Source organism: Lentzea sp. NBC_00516 (assembly GCF_036346835.1).
GTDB lineage: Bacteria > Actinomycetota > Actinomycetes > Mycobacteriales > Pseudonocardiaceae > Lentzea > Lentzea sokolovensis.
In genome coordinates this window covers 6110538-6127101 of the sequence record NZ_CP107840.1, presented here as the reverse complement: position 1 = coordinate 6127101, position 16564 = coordinate 6110538, and the positions used below count along the sequence as shown (strand labels likewise).

General features: G+C 69.0%; 21 protein-coding genes. 13 read left to right on the top strand and 8 right to left on the bottom strand.

The window, feature by feature from the left end:
- Positions 1-86 precede the first annotated feature (86 nt).
- Positions 87-1079 carry a hypothetical protein gene (locus tag OG205_RS27460; RefSeq protein WP_330270918.1) on the top strand — a complete coding sequence of 331 codons (993 nt, stop codon included), beginning with the start codon at positions 87-89 and terminating at the stop codon, positions 1077-1079.
- Positions 1076-1222 carry a hypothetical protein gene (locus OG205_RS27455; RefSeq protein WP_330270917.1) on the top strand — a complete coding sequence of 49 codons (147 nt, stop codon included), beginning with the start codon at positions 1076-1078 and terminating at the stop codon, positions 1220-1222. The genes OG205_RS27460 and OG205_RS27455 overlap by 4 nt, the downstream gene beginning before the upstream one ends.
- Here the strand turns inward: OG205_RS27455 and OG205_RS27450 are convergent.
- Both OG205_RS27450 and OG205_RS27445 read right to left on the bottom strand, forming a co-directional pair.
- Entirely contained in the window at positions 1219-2085 is an 867-nt protein-coding gene (locus OG205_RS27450) for a chromosome partitioning protein ParB (RefSeq protein ID WP_330270916.1), read from the bottom strand. The two genes, OG205_RS27455 and OG205_RS27450, sit on opposite strands and share 4 nt — an antisense overlap.
- Complete coding sequence (locus tag OG205_RS27445) at positions 2075-2746, bottom strand: metallophosphoesterase family protein (RefSeq protein ID WP_330270915.1); 672 nt, start codon at positions 2744-2746, stop codon at positions 2075-2077. Before OG205_RS27445 ends, OG205_RS27450 begins: the two co-directional genes overlap by 11 nt.
- Positions 2747-2811: 65 nt before the next feature.
- Between OG205_RS27445 and OG205_RS27440 the strand changes: the two genes are divergently transcribed.
- Complete coding sequence (locus OG205_RS27440) at positions 2812-3891, top strand: DUF2332 domain-containing protein (RefSeq protein WP_330270914.1); 1080 nt, start codon at positions 2812-2814, stop codon at positions 3889-3891.
- On the opposite strand, the gene OG205_RS27435 is transcribed toward OG205_RS27440, so the two are convergent.
- Positions 3875-4252 (bottom strand): hypothetical protein, encoded by a 378-nt coding sequence (locus OG205_RS27435; RefSeq protein ID WP_330270913.1) that lies wholly within the window; start codon positions 4250-4252, stop codon positions 3875-3877. The genes OG205_RS27440 and OG205_RS27435 overlap by 17 nt on opposite strands.
- A 139-nt stretch (positions 4253-4391) precedes the next feature.
- Positions 4392-5462, bottom strand: a complete 1071-nt coding sequence (corA, locus tag OG205_RS27430; RefSeq protein ID WP_330270912.1) for a magnesium/cobalt transporter CorA — start codon at positions 5460-5462, stop codon at positions 4392-4394.
- Positions 5463-5749: 287 nt separating this feature from the next.
- Here corA and OG205_RS27425 point away from each other — a divergent pair, with 287 nt between their 5' ends.
- Together OG205_RS27425 and OG205_RS27420 are read left to right on the top strand one after the other, a co-directional pair.
- A complete protein-coding gene (locus OG205_RS27425) occupies positions 5750-6253 on the top strand; it encodes a MaoC family dehydratase (RefSeq protein WP_330270911.1) in 504 nt (167 codons plus the stop codon).
- Between the two features lies 1 nt (position 6254).
- Complete coding sequence (locus tag OG205_RS27420; protein WP_330270910.1) at positions 6255-7250, top strand: DUF2332 domain-containing protein; 996 nt, start codon at positions 6255-6257, stop codon at positions 7248-7250.
- Between the two features lie 28 nt (positions 7251-7278).
- Here OG205_RS27420 and OG205_RS27415 read toward each other — a convergent pair whose 3' ends face one another.
- Positions 7279-7617 (bottom strand): NUDIX hydrolase, encoded by a 339-nt coding sequence (locus tag OG205_RS27415; RefSeq protein WP_442916836.1) that lies wholly within the window; start codon positions 7615-7617, stop codon positions 7279-7281.
- 215 nt (positions 7618-7832) lie between these two features.
- Here OG205_RS27415 and OG205_RS27410 point away from each other — a divergent pair, with 215 nt between their 5' ends.
- The 4 genes from OG205_RS27410 (at position 7833) to OG205_RS27395 (ending at position 10160) form a co-directional block, all read left to right on the top strand.
- Positions 7833-7991: a hypothetical protein gene (locus OG205_RS27410; RefSeq protein ID WP_169746024.1), complete on the top strand. Its 159-nt coding sequence runs from the start codon at positions 7833-7835 to the stop codon at positions 7989-7991.
- A gap of 87 nt (positions 7992-8078) precedes the next feature.
- On the top strand, positions 8079-8639 hold the full coding sequence (locus OG205_RS27405) for a PH domain-containing protein (protein ID WP_319980173.1): 561 nt from the start codon (positions 8079-8081) through the stop codon (positions 8637-8639).
- 36 nt (positions 8640-8675) lie between these two features.
- The gene (locus OG205_RS27400) at positions 8676-9533 is read left to right on the top strand and encodes a PHP domain-containing protein (protein WP_442916592.1); all 858 of its coding nucleotides are present in this window, start codon (positions 8676-8678) and stop codon (positions 9531-9533) included.
- 12 nt (positions 9534-9545) lie between these two features.
- Entirely contained in the window at positions 9546-10160 is a 615-nt protein-coding gene (locus OG205_RS27395; RefSeq protein ID WP_319980172.1) for a MarC family protein, read from the top strand.
- Here the strand turns inward: OG205_RS27395 and OG205_RS27390 are convergent.
- Positions 10157-10459: an ArsC/Spx/MgsR family protein gene (locus OG205_RS27390; RefSeq protein WP_330270908.1), complete on the bottom strand. Its 303-nt coding sequence runs from the start codon at positions 10457-10459 to the stop codon at positions 10157-10159. The two genes, OG205_RS27395 and OG205_RS27390, sit on opposite strands and share 4 nt — an antisense overlap.
- Positions 10460-10636: 177 nt before the next feature.
- Between OG205_RS27390 and OG205_RS27385 the strand changes: the two genes are divergently transcribed.
- The 4 genes from OG205_RS27385 (at position 10637) to OG205_RS27370 (ending at position 14236) form a co-directional block, all read left to right on the top strand.
- Positions 10637-11476 (top strand): RecB family exonuclease, encoded by an 840-nt coding sequence (locus OG205_RS27385; RefSeq protein ID WP_319980170.1) that lies wholly within the window; start codon positions 10637-10639, stop codon positions 11474-11476.
- 513 nt (positions 11477-11989) lie between these two features.
- On the top strand, positions 11990-12292 hold the full coding sequence (locus tag OG205_RS27380; RefSeq protein WP_330270907.1) for a hypothetical protein: 303 nt from the start codon (positions 11990-11992) through the stop codon (positions 12290-12292).
- Between the two features lie 202 nt (positions 12293-12494).
- Complete coding sequence (locus OG205_RS27375; RefSeq protein ID WP_330270906.1) at positions 12495-13805, top strand: O-antigen ligase family protein; 1311 nt, start codon at positions 12495-12497, stop codon at positions 13803-13805.
- Positions 13802-14236, top strand: a complete 435-nt coding sequence (locus tag OG205_RS27370) for a hypothetical protein (RefSeq protein WP_330270905.1) — start codon at positions 13802-13804, stop codon at positions 14234-14236. Before OG205_RS27375 ends, OG205_RS27370 begins: the two co-directional genes overlap by 4 nt.
- 96 nt (positions 14237-14332) lie before the next feature.
- Here the strand turns inward: OG205_RS27370 and OG205_RS27365 are convergent, their stop codons facing one another.
- Positions 14333-15211: an alpha/beta fold hydrolase gene (locus OG205_RS27365; protein WP_330270904.1), complete on the bottom strand. Its 879-nt coding sequence runs from the start codon at positions 15209-15211 to the stop codon at positions 14333-14335.
- An 8-nt stretch (positions 15212-15219) separates the two neighbouring features.
- Positions 15220-16563, bottom strand: a complete 1344-nt coding sequence (locus tag OG205_RS27360) for an Rv3212 family protein (RefSeq protein ID WP_330270903.1) — start codon at positions 16561-16563, stop codon at positions 15220-15222.
- Position 16564: the final 1 nt, after the last annotated feature.

Below are 16564 nucleotides of genomic sequence, written 5' to 3'. Positions count from 1 at the left end.
AAGTACATATAGGCGTTCTGGTGATGTTTGCGCACGTCACACGGATGGCTGCGGAAATTGTCGGTGTCGCCTGTCACCATCGGGACATGGCCGAACGTAAACCCAGAGTCACCGACTGGAGACTTGTCGTGCAGTCCCGGCTGGACCGGGTGCGCGCGGATCTGGCCGCGCTCGGCCCGTCCGATCCCGTCGATCCCGAGGGCGACGTGTGGCGTCGCACGGCCGAGGCGCAGGCCGCCGTGGTCGAGGCGATGCTCGGCAGTCGCGAGCCGTGGTGGCGCATGCTGCCGTCGTGGTGGTCGGGCTGGCACATCGAACGTGCCTGGCGCGCCCTGCACGAGGCCGAGGTGGCGACGATCTCGGCCGAGCGCGGGTTCCTGGGGCGGTTGCCGGGTCTGCAGGCACGGGTGGCGCAGTACCTGGACGAGGACGACCAGCGCCGCCGAGCCCTGGAAGCGTTGCGGCCGGGGGAGTTCACGCCCGCGGTCGAGCGCGCGATCGTGGTGGACGCGCTGCGTGCCGCTTACGACAACTCGGACTTCGCGCACGCGGGTTCCCGTGCGTTGCGCAACAAGCTGATCGCCGCGTCCCTGGTGCTGTTCGTGATCAACACGGTGCTCGGCGTCGTCGGCATCGTGAAGCCGGGCATCATCCCGCTGTGCGTCGACCCGAAGGAGAACGCGCTCCCGACCGTCTGTCCCGGAGGCACCGCGAAAGCGTCCGGTGTGGACGTGTGGCTCGTGCAGGTGCTCGGCTCGTTCGGCGCGGTGCTGGCCTCCGTGGTCCTGCTCCTGCGCCGCCGGCCATCGCTCTCGCCGTACGTGATGATCGGCTACCAGGCGCTGATCAAGATCATGCTCGGGGCGGCACTGGCGGTGGTCGGCATCCTGGCACTGGGCGCCGGCGTGACGAGCGGGCTGATCGGCATTCCGTCGGCGGCCGCTTTGCTGCTGTGGGCGGTCATTTTCGGTTACGCGCAGCAGATTGGCACGCGGCTGCTCGACAAGTACACCGACGAGGTGCTGGACCAGGCGCGGCCGCTGCCGGACGCGGACGGGCCGCGGGTGGCACCCCGGTGACCGTGTCGGAGCGGGTTGCCGCGCGGGTGCGCCGGGACTTTCGCGGCGACGAGGCCGACGAGGTGCTGTGGCGGCTCGCCGGCGCGTTCACCGACGACCAGGCCGTCGAACGGATGCACGCCGCCGTCGTGCTGGTCGGCTAGCCACGACCCGTGCGGCCGTGCGTGCGGGTTTCCTCGCGCACGGCGTTGATGACCTCGGCGTCCCATCGGTGCGTGCGGATGAGCCGGTACCGCTCCGCCGCGACCCACATGTACGCCTCGGTCTCGGTCCGGTCGCCGATCATGTCGGCCTGCCGCAGCATCGCCACGACCGGCGTGTACTCCTCGGCGTACCAGCGGCGCGCGACTTCGGCACGGTCGAGGAACTGGCCCGTGTCCTGCATCAGCCGGAACCCCCACGCTTCGACGTGCTCGCCGAGCTGGGCGTAGTGCCACGGGTCGGACAGCACCACGGCGGCACGGGCCTCGCCGCCCAGTGGCACGCGGTCCAGGAAGAGGCGCCGGTAGTCCTTCACGATCAGGTCGCCGCGGTACCGGATGCCGGAGGAGTTGATCCGCGTGATCACCTGCGTCACGTACGCGTCGATCGTGGTCAGCCCGAGGGCGTGCGCGACCGAGACGCGGTGGTGGCCGTCCATGATGAAGTGCAGCTCGCCGATCCGGTACACCTCGATCGGCGGCACGCTCTCGCCGCGGCGCGCGGCCAGGGCCAGTCGCTGCCAGCGTTCGCGGACGCGGCCGGACGTCGGGCGGAAGCGGCGGTCGAAGTCGCGGGTGCGGTCGACGCTGCCGACGATCGAGTCCAGCCGGATCGACTGCAGGCCCAGTCGCTTCTCCGACGCCATCCCCAGCGCGTCCACGACCTCGTGGAACGGCAGCATGATGTTCACGTCGTCGGGTTCGCGGCGCAGCCAGGCCGCGAGGCGCGACATCACCTGGCGCCGGCGGGCGCGCAGGAAGTCGCTTTCGGCGTCGGCGACGGGGAAACCGGTGTCACGTCTCATCGCGACCTCCCGAGATGTCCAGCACCTTCTGCGGAACCACGTTGATCACCCGTGTCGCGCCCAACGCGCGGTCCGGGCGTGGATGGCCGTGCGGATGAATGTGGCCGTGCAGCATGAACGACGGCTGCAACCGCGAGACAAGTCCGCGTAAACACTCGAAGCCGCGGTGCGGCGCGTCGGGTTCGTCGCCGCAGTCCAACGGCGGCGAGTGGGTCAGCAGCACGTCCACGCCACGTCCGTCCCGCAGCCTGCGCCACGCGGCCAGCCGGGACACCCGGCGGGCGCGGCGGGCCTGCTGCCGTTCCGTCCACTGGTTCGGGCCCTTGTTGTAGCGGATCGAACCACCGAGACCGGCGATCCGCAGGCCGGCGACGTCGACCACGCGTTCGTCCGCGTTCACCGCACCGGCTGGACCTGGCCAGCGCACCGGAACGCCCGCCTTGGTCCACAGACCGCGCACGTTCGAGTAGCCGGACAGGTCGACGTCGTGGTTGCCGGGGACGAACACCAGCGGCTTGTCCAGCGTGTTCGCCAGGTGTTCCAGGTAGTCGAACGGCAGGTCACCCGCCGCGACGATCAGGTCCACGTCGGCGTACTGGAACACCTTGTCGGTCCACAGCTGTTCGACCACCTCGTCCGCGACAGCCAGAATCCGAGCCATCCCAGCACTGTAATCAGCACTTTCCCCACATGACGGCCGGCAGCGCTCCCATTACCGTGGACGTCGTGCTTGCCGAGCTGTTCGCCGCGGCCGCCCACGGATGCCGCGACCGCAGTCCGCTGACCCAGCGACTCCTCACCGACGCCGCCGACGACCTCCGGCGGGGTGGCGTCACGACCAGGATCATGGCGGGTTCCGAACGCGACCGGGAGGGCACCGTGCCCGGTCTGCGGTTCGCGGGCGCCGTCCACCGGCTCGTGCTCGAAGGGCGCGCGCCGGGCCTCGCGAAGCACTACCCGTCCGTCGGTGGCCAGCCGAACCTGCCGACGTTGTGGGAGGACGCGCTGCCCGCTCTCCACGCGCACGCCGACGTCCTGAGGCAACGAGTCCTGGCGACCGTCGTGCAGACCAACGAGCCCGGCCGCAGCGCGCCCCTCTACGGCGGCCTGATGGTCGCCGCACAGGAGGCCGCGAAGGCAGCGGGAAGGCAGGTGCCGTTCTGCGTGCGCCTGCTGGAGGTCGGCGCGAGCGGCGGGCTCAACCTGCGCCCGCACCACGTCGGCTACCGGCTGGAGGACACGGTCCTCGGCGACGCGGACAGCCTGCTGGTCCTCGACCCGGAGTGGACCGGAAGGCCACCGGCGGACCTGGGGCACCGGCTGCGCGTCGTCGGCAGGGCGGGTTGCGACCTCACCCCCGTCGACGTGTCCACAGAGGACGGACGGCTGCACCTGAGCTCGTTCGTCTGGGCCGATCAGCTCGACAGGTGGAACCGGCTGAGGGACGCGCTCGACCTGGCCGCCACGGATCCCGTGAAGGTCGACCGGTCGGCGGGCCCGGAATGGCTCGCGAACCGGCTCGCCCGCGCCGAACGCGACGTGCTCACCGTCGTCTGGCATTCGGTGGTGTGGCAGTACGTCTCGCCAGCGGACAGGGCGATGGGCAGGGCCGTGCTGGCCGACGCGGCCGCGAAGGCGACACCCACGTCACCGTTGGCACTGCTGGTCTTCGAGCCGCGCCGCACGGACGACGACTACCGGTTCGAGCTGCTGCTCAAGCTCTGGCCGGCCGGGATCTCGCTGAACCTCGGCCACGGCGCCGGCCACGGCACGCCGTTCACCTGGGACGTCACCCCTTGGGAGTGACGACCGGGTTCACCACGTACCGGCCGTCCTGCATCTCCACTGGCAGCCGGAACTCCGCGCGGGTGCCGTCGTGCGTGTACTCGACGACGACGGCACCATCGCGGTAGACGCCGCGCTCCACCCGTGCGGTCTGGAACTGGTCCGCGGTCGACTTCGCGACGTCCTCGCCGCCGACCGCCAGCAACGGCTCCAGCTTGTGGAAGTCGTGTGCGCGCAACGCGTTCGTCACTTCGGCGGCGAGCTCGTCCGGTGACCCGGCGCCCGGAGACGGCCAGACCGCGATGCAGACGAACACCATCGCGAGCCAGCCGATCGGGAACACCAGCAGCCAGAACCTGAGGTTCGTCAGCCGCGCTCTCACGTCAGGGGGTTCCGCTGATGAGCACGAACACGGTGGTGATCCAGCAGAGCAGGAACGCGAGGATCCAGAAGCGGATGTTGGTGAGGATTCTGGTCATGACGGGGCCCTTCCACAACGAAGAAAGCGGGCGAAACCGGGACTAGAGCCAGCGATTTCGGCGCAGTATTCGGTAGAGCGTCAGGCAGGCGATCAGGACCAGACTCATGATCAGCGGGTAGCCGAACTTCCACTTCAGCTCGGGCATGTAGTCGAAGTTCATGCCGTACACACCGACGACCATGGTGGGCACGGAGATGATCGCGACCCACGAGGTGATCTTGCGCATGTCGGTGTTCTGCTGCAACGTGATCTTCGCGAGCGTCGCGTCGACCAGCGTCGTCAGCAGTTCGTCGAACGCGGTGACGCGCTCGGACACCTCGGTGAGGTGGTCGTCGACGTCGCGGAAGAACGCCCGCACCTGCTCGGGGATGAGCGGCGTGTAGCCCTCCGCCAAGCGGCGCAACGGGTTCGCGAGCGGCATCACCGCGCGGCGCAGCTCCACGACCTCGCGCTTGAACATGTAGATCTGCTCCGCGCTCACCTCGGTGCGCGGCGCGAAGACCCGTTCCTCCATGCGGTCGATGTCGTCCTCGATGTGGTCGGTGACCTCGAGGTAGTTGTCGACCACCTGGTCGGCGATCGCGTGCATCACCGCGGACGGGCCGATCTCCAGGCGTTCCGGGTCGGCCTCCAGCACGTGCCGCAGCTTGGAGAGGCCGGAGTGGTTGCCGTGCCGCACCGTGATGACGAAGTCCTTGCCCAGGAACACCATGATCTCGCCGGACTCGACGATCTCGTTGGCGGCGTCGGGGTGCTCGTTGGTCACGTAGCGCACGGTCTTGAAGACCATGAAGAGCGTGTTGTCGTAGCGCTCCAGCTTCGGGCGCTGGTGCGCGTGCACCGCGTCCTCGACCGCGAGTTCGTGCAGGCCGAACGTCTCCGCGATGCCCTCGATCTGCTCGGCATCCGGTTCGTGCAGGCCGATCCAGACGAACCCGTCCTTGCGCTTGCGCACCTCTTTGACGGCGTCGGTGTGTGTCCAGCGGCCTGGCAGGCGCTTGCCGTCCACGTACACCGCGCAGTCGACCACGTAGTGCGACAACGGCACGGCGATCGGCGGCGTCGGGCGCTGCTGGGCGCCGCGTCCGCGGATCGAGGGCAGGCTGGGCATGGTGAGTTCCTCCAGGGCCACACGTCGTCGAAGTGCACGAAAAGCACGACGGGCGTCCCACCGGGGGAGACTCAGCGAACTAGAACGATCTAGCAGGCCACCTCGGTGAGGACGCGCTTGGTACTGGCAGGGTGGGGGTCCTTGCTCATTTCGGGGTCCTCACCTCCTAAGGGCGAAGGGCACGGGTGGTGGAAATCCTCACACACCGGTTGCCGAGGGTACTCCCTCCGCGTAAAGACTGTCTCCCCACCTGAGGCAGATCTCGATCACACGTAGTTGGAGGCGCGGTGCAGTTCGGTCGGTACTACGAGGAGTTCGAGGTCGGAGCGGTCTACAAGCACTGGCCCGGTAAGACGGTGACGGAGTACGACGACCACCTGTTCTGCCTGCTCACGATGAATCACCACCCGCTCCACATGGACGTGAACTACGCGGAGAACACGACGGACTTCGGCAAGAACGTCGTCGTCGGCAACTACATCTACTCGTTGCTGCTGGGCATGTCCGTGCCCGACGTCTCCGGCAAGGCCATCGCCAACCTGGAGGTCGAGTCGCTGCGGCACGTGAAGCCCACGTTCCACGGTGACACGATCTACGGTGAGACCGAGGTGCTCGACAAGACGCCGTCCAAGTCGAAGGACGACAGGGGCGTGGTCTACGTGGAGACTCGCGGCTACAAGCAGGACGGCACGGTCGTGTGCGTCTTCAGGCGCAAGGTCATGGTGCCCAAGCAGTCCTACGGTGACGCTCGCGGTGGCGAGCAGCCGGGACGCCCTGAACCCAAGGAGTGAAGTGACTTCTCTGGATCTGGCACAACAACGGTTGCGCGCGTTCGCGGAGGAGGCCGCGGCTACGTCGCCGCTCTACGAGCACCTCGCGTCGCGTGCCGCCGCCGATCCGGAGGTCGCCGACCTGCTGACCGCCGCCAGCGAGGACAGCGCCACGGGCGAGCTCCTGCTGGCGGCGGCGCACCGGCTGGTGCAGGCCGAGCCGTTCCACCAGCTCTCGAACTACTACCCGTCGCTCGGCGGTACGTACGGCGCCGACGAGAACACCTGGCCGTTGTTCCGGGACTTCCTGCTGGAACGCGGCGACCGGGTGCGGGCCCTGGTGAGCACCCAGGTGATCCAGACCAACGAGGTGCGGCGCGCCGCCCTGCTCTACCCGGCCGTCGTGGCCGCGGCGAAGCAGGCGGGCGGGCCGATCGGGCTCGTGGAGGCCGCGACGACCGCCGGCCTGCTGCTCGGGCTCGACCAGTACTCGTACCGCTACCAGACCGCGGAGGCCGGTCAGCTCGTCGCCGGTCCGACGAAGGCCGCGCTGGGGCTGCACTGCGCGCTGGAGCTCGCGCCGGGCGCGGCGCTGCCGAAGCTGCCCAAGACGGTCAAGGTGGCCGCGAAAGCCGGCATCGGGGTGGCGCCCGCCGACCTGGCCGATGAGGACGCCTACGCGTGGCTGGAGGCCTGCGTGTGGGCCGACCAACCGGAACGGCTGCGTCTGTTCGGGGTGGCCTGCGGGGTGCTGCGCAAGAACCCGCCGCGCCTGGTGACCGGCGACCCGCTCACGGACCTCGCCAAGGCGGTCGAGCCGATCGACGCGCCGCTCGTCGTGATCTCCAGCGGGTCCGGGCTCGACCTCGTGCCCGCATTGTCGGCTTTGGGCAGACCTGTCTGGTGGGCCGCGCACGAGGCCGGTGAGCTGCGGCTCATCCATGTGCGTGACTCAGGCGTGGAGACGACCACTCTGGCGACCACCGAGGCCCACGGGCAACGTCTCGTATGGCGTTGAACGCTGGCCACTAACGCGTGAACCCTGATCAGGCCTTGGGCAGGCAGTTCCACTGGGAGAGCGCTTCCACGAGGCCATCCGTGGTCGGAAGTGTGTCCAAGGTCGCACCGTCGACCCAAGCGACATCCGATGCGTCGTCGCCCGCTCGGAGCAAACCCGATGTGACCTGGCATTCGTAGTCGAAGATCGAATAAACCCCATTCGGGGCCGGTCGCTCCACGTGGCCGACGAGGCGTCCGACGGTGACGGAGAGTCCCGTCTCCTCGAGCAGTTCCCTAGTCACGGCAGTCTCATCCGTCTCATCTGGCTCTACGCGACCACCCGGTATCGACCACATGCCCTCACCAGGAGGATTGGCGCGTCGCACGAGCAGTAGTCGCCCATTCGAGTCATGAACGATGGCTCCGACGCAACGGATCGTGCGCTTGCTGCTGGCCGTCACGATCACGAAGCGTAGTCACACCGGAACGGCGGTGCTCTCCGCTACCCCGGCTGCGGTACAAATCTCCCAAGGCGCTGAATCGTGCTGTACAACGGTCACGAACGGCGCCAAACGGGTGCGACGCGGACGGGGTGGACACCGTGAACTTGAAGAAGATTCTCACTTTCGCTGGAATCGCCTTGCTGCTCTTCTTCCTCATCGCGGAGCCCCAGCAGGCGGCCCAACTGGTGCAGAACATCCTCAACTCGCTGAGGACCGCGGCTGAGGCTCTGATCACCTTCGTGCGCTCCGTCTTCTAGGCTTCCTGGTAACCGGCTACCCATCGCGGTGGCCGGGGGAGCAGGATGGACAGGGCAGTGCCTGGTACCAGGAAGGGCTGGTAGCGCATGTTCGCACCACGTGATCCGGACGACTACCTGCTCCAGAGTGAGCGTCGGGTCATCCGCGTGCGCAGGCACTGGTCCTATCTGATCTGGGACGTCCTGGAGGCGGCGGCGCTGCTCGCCGGCTTCATGATGATCTCGTACCTGCTCCCGGCGAACGCGGGCGTGATCCAGAACGTGCTGTGGTACGGGGCTTTGCTCGTGTTGCTGCGCGTCGCGTACTTCATCATCGAGTGGTGGGTGGAGCGCATCGTCGTCACCGACAAGCGCTTCATGCTGACCTCGGGCGTCTTCGAGACCAAGGTCGCGATGATGCCCATCACCAAGGTCACCGACCTCACCTACGAGCGCACCGTGGGCGGACGCATGTTCGGCTACGGCACGCTCATCGTGGAGTCGGCGGGTCAGATCCAGGCGCTGAACCGCCTGGAGTTCCTGCCGAACCCCGAAGAGGTCTACGACGCCATCTCGGAGCTGACCTTCGGCGACAAGAAGGCCCAGGCCGAGCGGTTCTCGATGATCAAGGCCCAGCGCGCGGCGCGCGGCAAGAAGATGGTCCCGTAACACGGGTCGTTGGTGACGTCGTCCACACTGGACGACGTGGTCATCGATCTGCACACCCATTCGTCCGAGTCCGACGGCACCGACAGCCCCGCCGACCTGGTGAGGGCCGCGTCCCTCGCGGGACTCGACGCGGTGGCGATCACGGACCACGACACGGCGGCGGGGTGGGCAGAGGCCGTCGCGGCGTTGCCTGCCGGGCTCAGGCTCGTGCGTGGAGCAGAGCTGTCGTGCTCCTCGCCGGACGGCTACGGCCACACGGTCACCGTTCATCTGCTGGCGTACCTGTACGACCCGACGCACGCCATGCTGATGAAGGAGCAGTCGCGCCTGCGCGAGGAACGGCGGACCCGGCTGCAGAAGATGGCCGAGATGATGCAGGCCGACGGCTTCCCGATCGACCCGGTCGACCTGATGTCCCGCCTGCCGTTCGACGCGCCGGCCGGACGCCCGCACCTCGCCCAGGCGCTGATCCGCGCCGGGGTCGTGACGTCCGTGGACGAGGCGTTCGCGACGTTCCTGACCGGCGGCCAGTACTACGTGGGCCGCACGGACACGCCCGTCGAGCGCGCGATCGAGATGATCACCGAGGCCGGCGGCGTCACCGTGCTCGCGCACCCCTTCGCCCGTTCCCGCGGCCCCGTCGTGTCGCCTGACGTCGTACGATCGCTGGCTTCGGCCGGACTGGCCGGCGTCGAGGTGGACCACCCGGACCACGATCCGGAGACGCGACGCTCGCTGCGGTCGCTCGCCGACTCGCTGGGCCTCATCATCACCGGGTCGAGTGACTACCACGGCACGAACAAGACGGTGCGGCTCGGCGCGGAGACGACGGCGCCGGAAATGCTGGATGCTCTGGCCGAGCGGGCGACAGGCGGCAAGATCCTCGTCGGATAGGGCGGTGTTGCGGTGTTCAACCTGCGGCTCTTCATCGAGGCCTCGATCACGCTGCTGGTGATCATGGACCCGCCAGGCACCGTGCCCGTGTTCCTGGGCCTGGTGGGTCGCAAGTCCCGCGAGGCGCGCAAGCAGGCGGCGCGGCAGGGCGTGCTGGTGTCGTTCCTGGTGATCACGCTGTTCGCCGTGGCGGGCAACTCGATCCTGGCCTACATGCACATCGGCATCCCCGCGCTGCAGGGCGCGGGCGGGCTGCTGCTGTTGCTGATCGCGCTGGACCTGCTCACGGGCAAGGGCGCGACCAACCACCCCGAGGTCGAGGACGTGAACATCGCCCTCGTGCCGCTGGGGACGCCGCTGCTGGCCGGCCCCGGTGCCATCGCCGCGACGATCGTGTTCGTGCGGCAGGCGGACGGGGCGTGGGGTTCCTACCTCGCTCTGGCCGCGGCGATCGTGGCCGTGCACCTCGTGCTGCTGGGGACGCTGCGGTCCGCCGGCCTGCTGATCAAGGTGTTCAAGGAGAGCGGGATCCTGCTGATGGCCAAGATCGCCGGTCTGCTGCTGGCCGCGATCGCCGTGCAACTCGTCGCGTCGTCGGTGGCGGGCTTCATCGCCTCGGGTGTCTAGCGCTCGATGTGGGCTTTCGTCCCGTCGATGATGATCGGGCGTTCGATCAGGCTCGGGTTGGCGACCATGTGCGCGATCCACCTGGCGCGGTCGTGCTCGAGGTCCTTGGGGTAGGCCGCTTCCTTGGCGCGGGCGATCTCCCAGGGTTGTTTGTTCAGCAGCGTCAGGACGTGGTCGAGCTCTTCGGCCGTCGGGACGTCGTCGAGGTAGCGGCGTTCGGTGTAGTCGACGCCGCTGTCGTCGAGGCGCTGCTTGGCGGCGCGGCTCTTCGAGCAGCGCGGGTTGTGCCAGATCTCCATGGGGCGAAATGTAGCGAGTTCGTGTCGGTCGTCCGGTCAACCGCCGGCACCGAATTCGGCGGAGCCCAATTCGGTGCCGGCGATTCGGCCGGACGACCGACTTCCCGACGAACTCGCCGCCATCTGCGGAGCAGGGGCGATCCAACACTGTCAGGGTGCCTGAGTAACTTGGTTGGGGTGGAACAACTCGGCTTCGACTTCGGCACCGCGGCACCACGTCGGCTCGTGCGCGTCACGCCCGCGAAGCTATCGACGTGGACGAGCTGCCCGCGCCGCTTCCGCATGACGTACCTGGACCGTCCCTCGCCACCCAGAGGCGGCGCGTGGGCGCACAACACCCTCGGCGCCGTCGTGCACAACGCGCTGAAGGCCCTCTTCGACCTGCCGCCGGACCGCCGCACCCCCGACCAGGCCGTGGCGCTGCTGAACCGGCAGTGGAAGTCCGAGGGCTTCCGCGACGTCGACCAGGCCGCCGAGTACCGCACCCGCGCCCAGGGCTGGGTGCACGACTACGTGAGCGCCCTCGACGTCGACTTCGAACCACTTGGCGTCGAGCGCTGGGTGTCGTCCCCGACCGACCGCATCGTGGCCGAGGGCCGGGTCGACCGCATCGACTACCGCGACGGCGAGCTGGTCATCGTCGACTACAAGACCGGCCGCCACGTCCTGACGTCAGACGACGCGCGCGGCTCGCAGGCACTGGCGCTCTACGCGCTGGCTGCCCGCCGGACGCTGCGCAAGCCGTGCCGCCGGGTCGAATTGCACCACCTGCCGTCGGGGTCGGTGGCGGAGTGGGAGCACACGGAGGAGTCGCTGGCCCGGCACGTTCGGCGCGCCGAGGAGGCCGCGGACGAGATCGACCTGGCCACCGAGACGCTGAAGGCCGGCGGGGACCAGGAGATCCTGTTTCCGCCGGTGACGGGGCGGCAGTGCCAGTGGTGCGATTTCCGGCGGAGTTGTGCGGAGGGGCAGGAGGCGGCGCCGCCGCTGGACCCCTGGGCGCTTCTGGCCCCGTAGAGGGCCGGTCAGGTCTCGGAGTCAGCTTTCGGGTCATGATCGCGAGTTGTCCACAGGCTTCGGCTTTCTGACCTGCGGTGATGTCCGGGCGGCTAACCTGTGGATAGTCGGGAACCGAAGAGGCGTTTCACTCGTTGCGTGACAAGGAAGCGCGCGGGGGCAGCGGCAGCGAGTTCGGAGCCGGACGACTGGTGGCTCGTAAGACGACCGGTGGCTCGTAGTAGGTCGGCTGGCTCGTTCGGACCGGCTGGCTGGTGTGGGACGGCTGGCTTGTGTGGGACGGCGGCTCGTGCGGACCAGCTGGCTGGTGTGGGACGGCGGCTCGTGCGGACCAGCTGGCTGGTGTGAGATGGCGGTGCGTGCGGACCGGCGGTGCGTGCGGACCGGCGGTGCGTGTGGGACGGCGGTGCGTGCCCCGTAAGGAGGCGCGGAGTGCGGCTTTTGCCGTAGACCTTCGCTGTGGCGGCTGGGCCATGCCTGCCCGCGCACCCCTTGCCCCGTAGGGTGGCTGGAGTGGAAGTGGAAGCAGCCAAGCGGCCGTCGCGGACCTACGGAATCCTGCGCGCTGTGAGCGGTGTGCTCGCGGTGGGCATGGTGCTGCTCGCCCTGGGGAACATCGGCGTCCAGTTCTACGCGAACTCCCGCGACCTGCCTGGGCCCGGCACGTTGTCCGTCGTCGCGCACGTGGTGGCGGCCCTGCTCGTGGTCGCCGGGCAGATCGTGGCCGACCGGTACGCGGACTGGAAGGCGCCGGTCGCCTCGCTGACCGTGCTCGTGGTGAGTGGCGCGACGCTGTGGACCTTCTGGTGGGCCTAGCCCGCTAGGACCGGCCGGCTGGGACTGGTCCAGCTCGCCAAACTGGCCCAGCCCGCCAGGACCGGCCCAGCCCGCCATGGCCGCGCCGGTTTTGTTGTATTGACCGAAATTCGCACTTCCGCCCGAGTCGTCCGGGCCCCTACAGTGTGCTTTCGATCCGCTTGGGGAGGCGGTTCGGAATCCTTGGGGGAAGTCGATGGCCGTGGGGGACGTCGTTGGCGCGCGCCGTGAATCGGTCGCGTTGCCGGTTCCGGTGTTGCTGGTGGTGGCGGGGTTCGCCGCTGCCGTTGTCGCGCAGGGCGGGTACTACCTGCCTGGTCGGGTGCTGTCGGGGCTTCTGGTCGGCGTGGCCGTTGTGCTCGCCCGGCCGCGGCCTGATCTCCTTGCGGCGCTTGGGGGAGCGTTTGCCGCGTGGGCGTTGGTGCGCGGGGGGCTCGAAGGCGACGTGGTGTCTGGGCTGCCGTCCGCGGGCGCTGCCGTGGTGTTCGTCGGCGCCACACTTGTTGCGGCACAGGCTGATCGTGAACAACGCGAGTTGCTCGCCGCGGTTGTTGTCGGGGTCGGTGCGCTGGTCGGGTTCACCGGGTGGGTGGCCGTGGTGTTCCGGGTGCCGTCGTGGACGACGGTCGCGGAAGGGTTGTTGCGCGCCGCGTCGACGCTGACCTATCCGAATGCTGCCGCGGCGGTGATGGCGGCGGCTGCCGTGTTGTCGCTGGTTTTGCGGCCCACGTTGCTCATGGCGGTGATGAGTTTCCTGCTGTGTGCGGGGATCGGCGCGACGATGAGCCGGGCCGGTGTTATCGCGTTGCTCGCAGGGTTGCTGGCGTTGTGTGCGTTCTGGGGTCTCAAGAAGACGGTGATGGCTGCTGTGCCGCCGTTGCTCGGGGCCGTGGTGGCTGTCGCCGCGGTGCTGCCGTCGATGCGGGTGGCCGATGAGCCGCGGCCGTTGCTCGCGATCGCGGGACTGGCCGGTGGCGCCTTGGTGGCGCTCGGTTTGCCCAGGCTGGGGCGGTTCGTGGTGCCGATCGCGCTGCTCCTGCCGGCCGGTGCCGGGGTGGCCGCGTTCGGGTTCGCCGACCGGCTGGCCACGCGGGTCTCGTTCAGCTCACCGGACCGCGCCGGGGCGACCGGGGCCGCGCTGGAACTCGTCGCGCGGACGCCGTTGTTCGGTGTCGGGCCAGGAAATGGATCTTTTTTCTTCAGCGGGGGCAACGAAAGCACCCGCGTCATGCGTTATGTGCACAACGAGTACCTCCAGGTGCTCGTCGAGCTGGGGGCTGTCGGGCTGGTGCTCGCGCTGGGGGTTGTGGCCGCCGTGCTGCTCGCGATGTGGCGAGGGCGCGGGACGCCGTTGCACGCGGGGGCGATGGCGGCGGTGGTCGTCGTGCAGGTGCACAGCGGCTTCGACTTCCTGTGGCACCTGCCCGTCGTCCTCGTCGTCGCCGGCCTCTGCGCCGGTCTGGGGTTTCCGTCCACAAAGGACGGAATGAGTGAGGGGGCAACAGCAGCATGAAGAAGTTTTCCGGGGGTAAGACGCTGGCCGTCGTCGCCGTCGCGGGTGGCGCGGTTCTCGCGTCCATCGCGCCGGTCATGGCCGAGGTGAGCGCGCAGTCGCCTTCCCTGGGGGCCGTCAGAGTCGAGTCGCCCGCGAAGGTGAAGGCGGTGGGCGCCGCGGTCGAGGTCGACGTGACCTACTCCTGCCCGGTCGGTCAGACGCAGTCGTACGTGTACCTGACCGTCACCCAGTCCAAGATCATCGGGGTGGCTTCCGGCAGCGGTTCGAAGGTCGTCACCTGCACCGGCGGGTTCGAGACGGTCAAGGTCACCGCGACCGCGCAGCCGGGCTGGCCGTTCAGCGCGGGCATCGCGTACGCCAAGGCCGACCTGAACTCGTACCCGCACTCCGCGAGTGACGAGAAGCAGATCCGGATCAACCCGTGGTGATGTGACCGCGCCGAGCGTGGCTGTGACATTCCTGGAAGCCGGCTGACTTCGTCGGCACGCGAGAAAAGCGCTCGCGTGCCGACGAAGTCAGGAACTTCACGAACTCAGCCAGGCTCGCCACGTCGGCAGCAGTGTGGAGATGAGGTCCAGCGGAGCCTCGGTGTTCGGCGAGTGCATCACGCCCGGCAGCACGGCGAAGTCCGCGTCCAGCCGTTCCGCCATGTCGCGCTGGGCGGCGGGCGTCCACGCGTCGTCCGCGTCGCCGCACACCACCAGGCAGGGTGTGCCGGACGAACGCAGCGCGCGGGCCAGCTTCGCGACCTGGTCCGGTTCGTAGCGCAGGCCGTTGGCCATGCCGAGCAACGCCGCGGCCCGCGACTTGAGGAATCTGGTGCGGTAGAAGTCCTTCAGCTCCTGCGGCAGCGCCATCCAGGCCGGGTTCTGCGACGACCGCAGCTCGTTCAGCCTCTGGGTGCCCTCGACGCCCTGCTCGGCCAGCACGTGCTCGCCGACCTCCAGCCCGGTGCGGCGTTGGCCCGCGGGCAGTTCGGACGGGCCCGACGACATCAGCGTCAGACCGGTGACAGGGGCGCCCGCGAACACGGCTGCCCGGCACACCAGACCGCCGTAGGAATGGCCGAGCAGCAGCACTTTCCGGCCATCCGCCGCGATCTTCCCGATCAGTTCGGCGAGCACGGAACCCAGCGGGCCAGGCCGGTAGAGCGCCTCGTCGTCCGGGCCGGTGGAGTCCTGCTGGCCGGGCAGATCGATCGCGACGACCTCGAAACCCGCGTCCGCGATCGGGTCGATCATCGGCGCGAAGTCCTCTTTGGAACCCGTGTAGCCCGGCACGAGCAGCACGGTCGTGCGCATCGCGTCGTCGCCCATCGCGGGCGCGCGCAGAGCCGCGATCGTGCCGTAGCGGCCCGGAAAGTCGACGCGTTGCGCCCGGTTCGGGCTGATCTGCGAGTACACGAGCTGAACTATCGCAGCGCGACCAGGGTTTCGCCACGCTGCTCGAGCACGACGGGACCGGCTGTGGCGAGTTGCACAGGTCCCGTGTGACCCTCGCGGTTCAGCTTGATCGTGCCCACGACGGCACCGGTGGCCTGCTCGTACACCCGCAGGCCCTCCTTCACCGGGATGAGCGCGCGACCCGCGAGCGTCGTACCGGCGCCCAGCGTGCCCTCGGCGGTCCACAGTGGAGTGAGCGTCTCCAGCGACAGCGCGACTGTGCGGGAACCGCTGAACCAGAAGGCGTTCGTCTTCGTCGTGAAGACGCGCGCCACGTGGTTCGGCGGGTCGGTGAAGTCGGCGTCGGGGATGTCGAGCGGCGCCTCGCCGACCTGGTTGCCGGTCTCCGTGTCGAAGATCTGCAGCCGGCTCGGGCCCGGCACCGCCACGGCGACGAGTTTTTCGGTGATGGCGACGATCTGCACGTTCTTGCCGCCGGTCATCGCGGTCGAGAACACCTTGGGCTCGTCGGACTTGTCCGGGTTGGGCTTGAGCACCGTGACCCGCTCCGACGCGTCGTCCGGGCAGCGTTCGATGATCGCGAACTTGCCGGACGTGACGGCCGTCGAGCCGTACGTGCAGCCGGTGCGCGGCTGCTTGCCCGGGTTCACGATCGCGCGCAGGGAGCCGTACTCGAGTGAGCGCACCAGGTCGTCCCGCCGGTAGACCTCGACGAACTTCGAGCCGGTCGTGATCAGGTGCGAGCCCTCGTTGAGCAGTGCCGTGCCCGGTTCCGCGTCGCCGTTGCGCTGCGCGCGGCGCTCGCCGGTGACGCCGTCGAGCGAGGTGAGCTCCGAGCAGTTCGTGCCCTTGGAGTACAGGGCCATCGCCCTGCCCCACGCCGGACTCACCACGCACAGCGGCAGGTCGCGCTCGTACGTCCACCGGACGTCCCCGGTCAGCGGGTCGCGCCCGTTGACCTCGCCGCCGTCGCCGGTCACGACCGTCGACGGCTTCTCCTCGCCCGTGTCCTTCGACGCGGTCAGCACGACCACGGGCGACTGCGTGGCGCCGCTCTTCGCGCGCCACACCTCGCCGAGTGACGGGGGCAGCGCGGTGACCTCGGGCAGCTGCTCCCACGACGAGGGCCCGGTGACCGACGTCGTGGCACGAGCATCGCTGAACGCCCAGGTCAGCACGGACGCGGTCACCGACACCACGGCGATCAGCGCGACCGCGACGAAGTCGGCGCGGGTGCGCCAGGAGCGGGCGGGCGGACGTTCCTCGACAGGCTTGGACTCGGGCACGCTCTCGTGCGCGGGCTCGTCGAGGACGTCCTCGACGTCGGTGACGTCGGAACCGGGGGACGACATG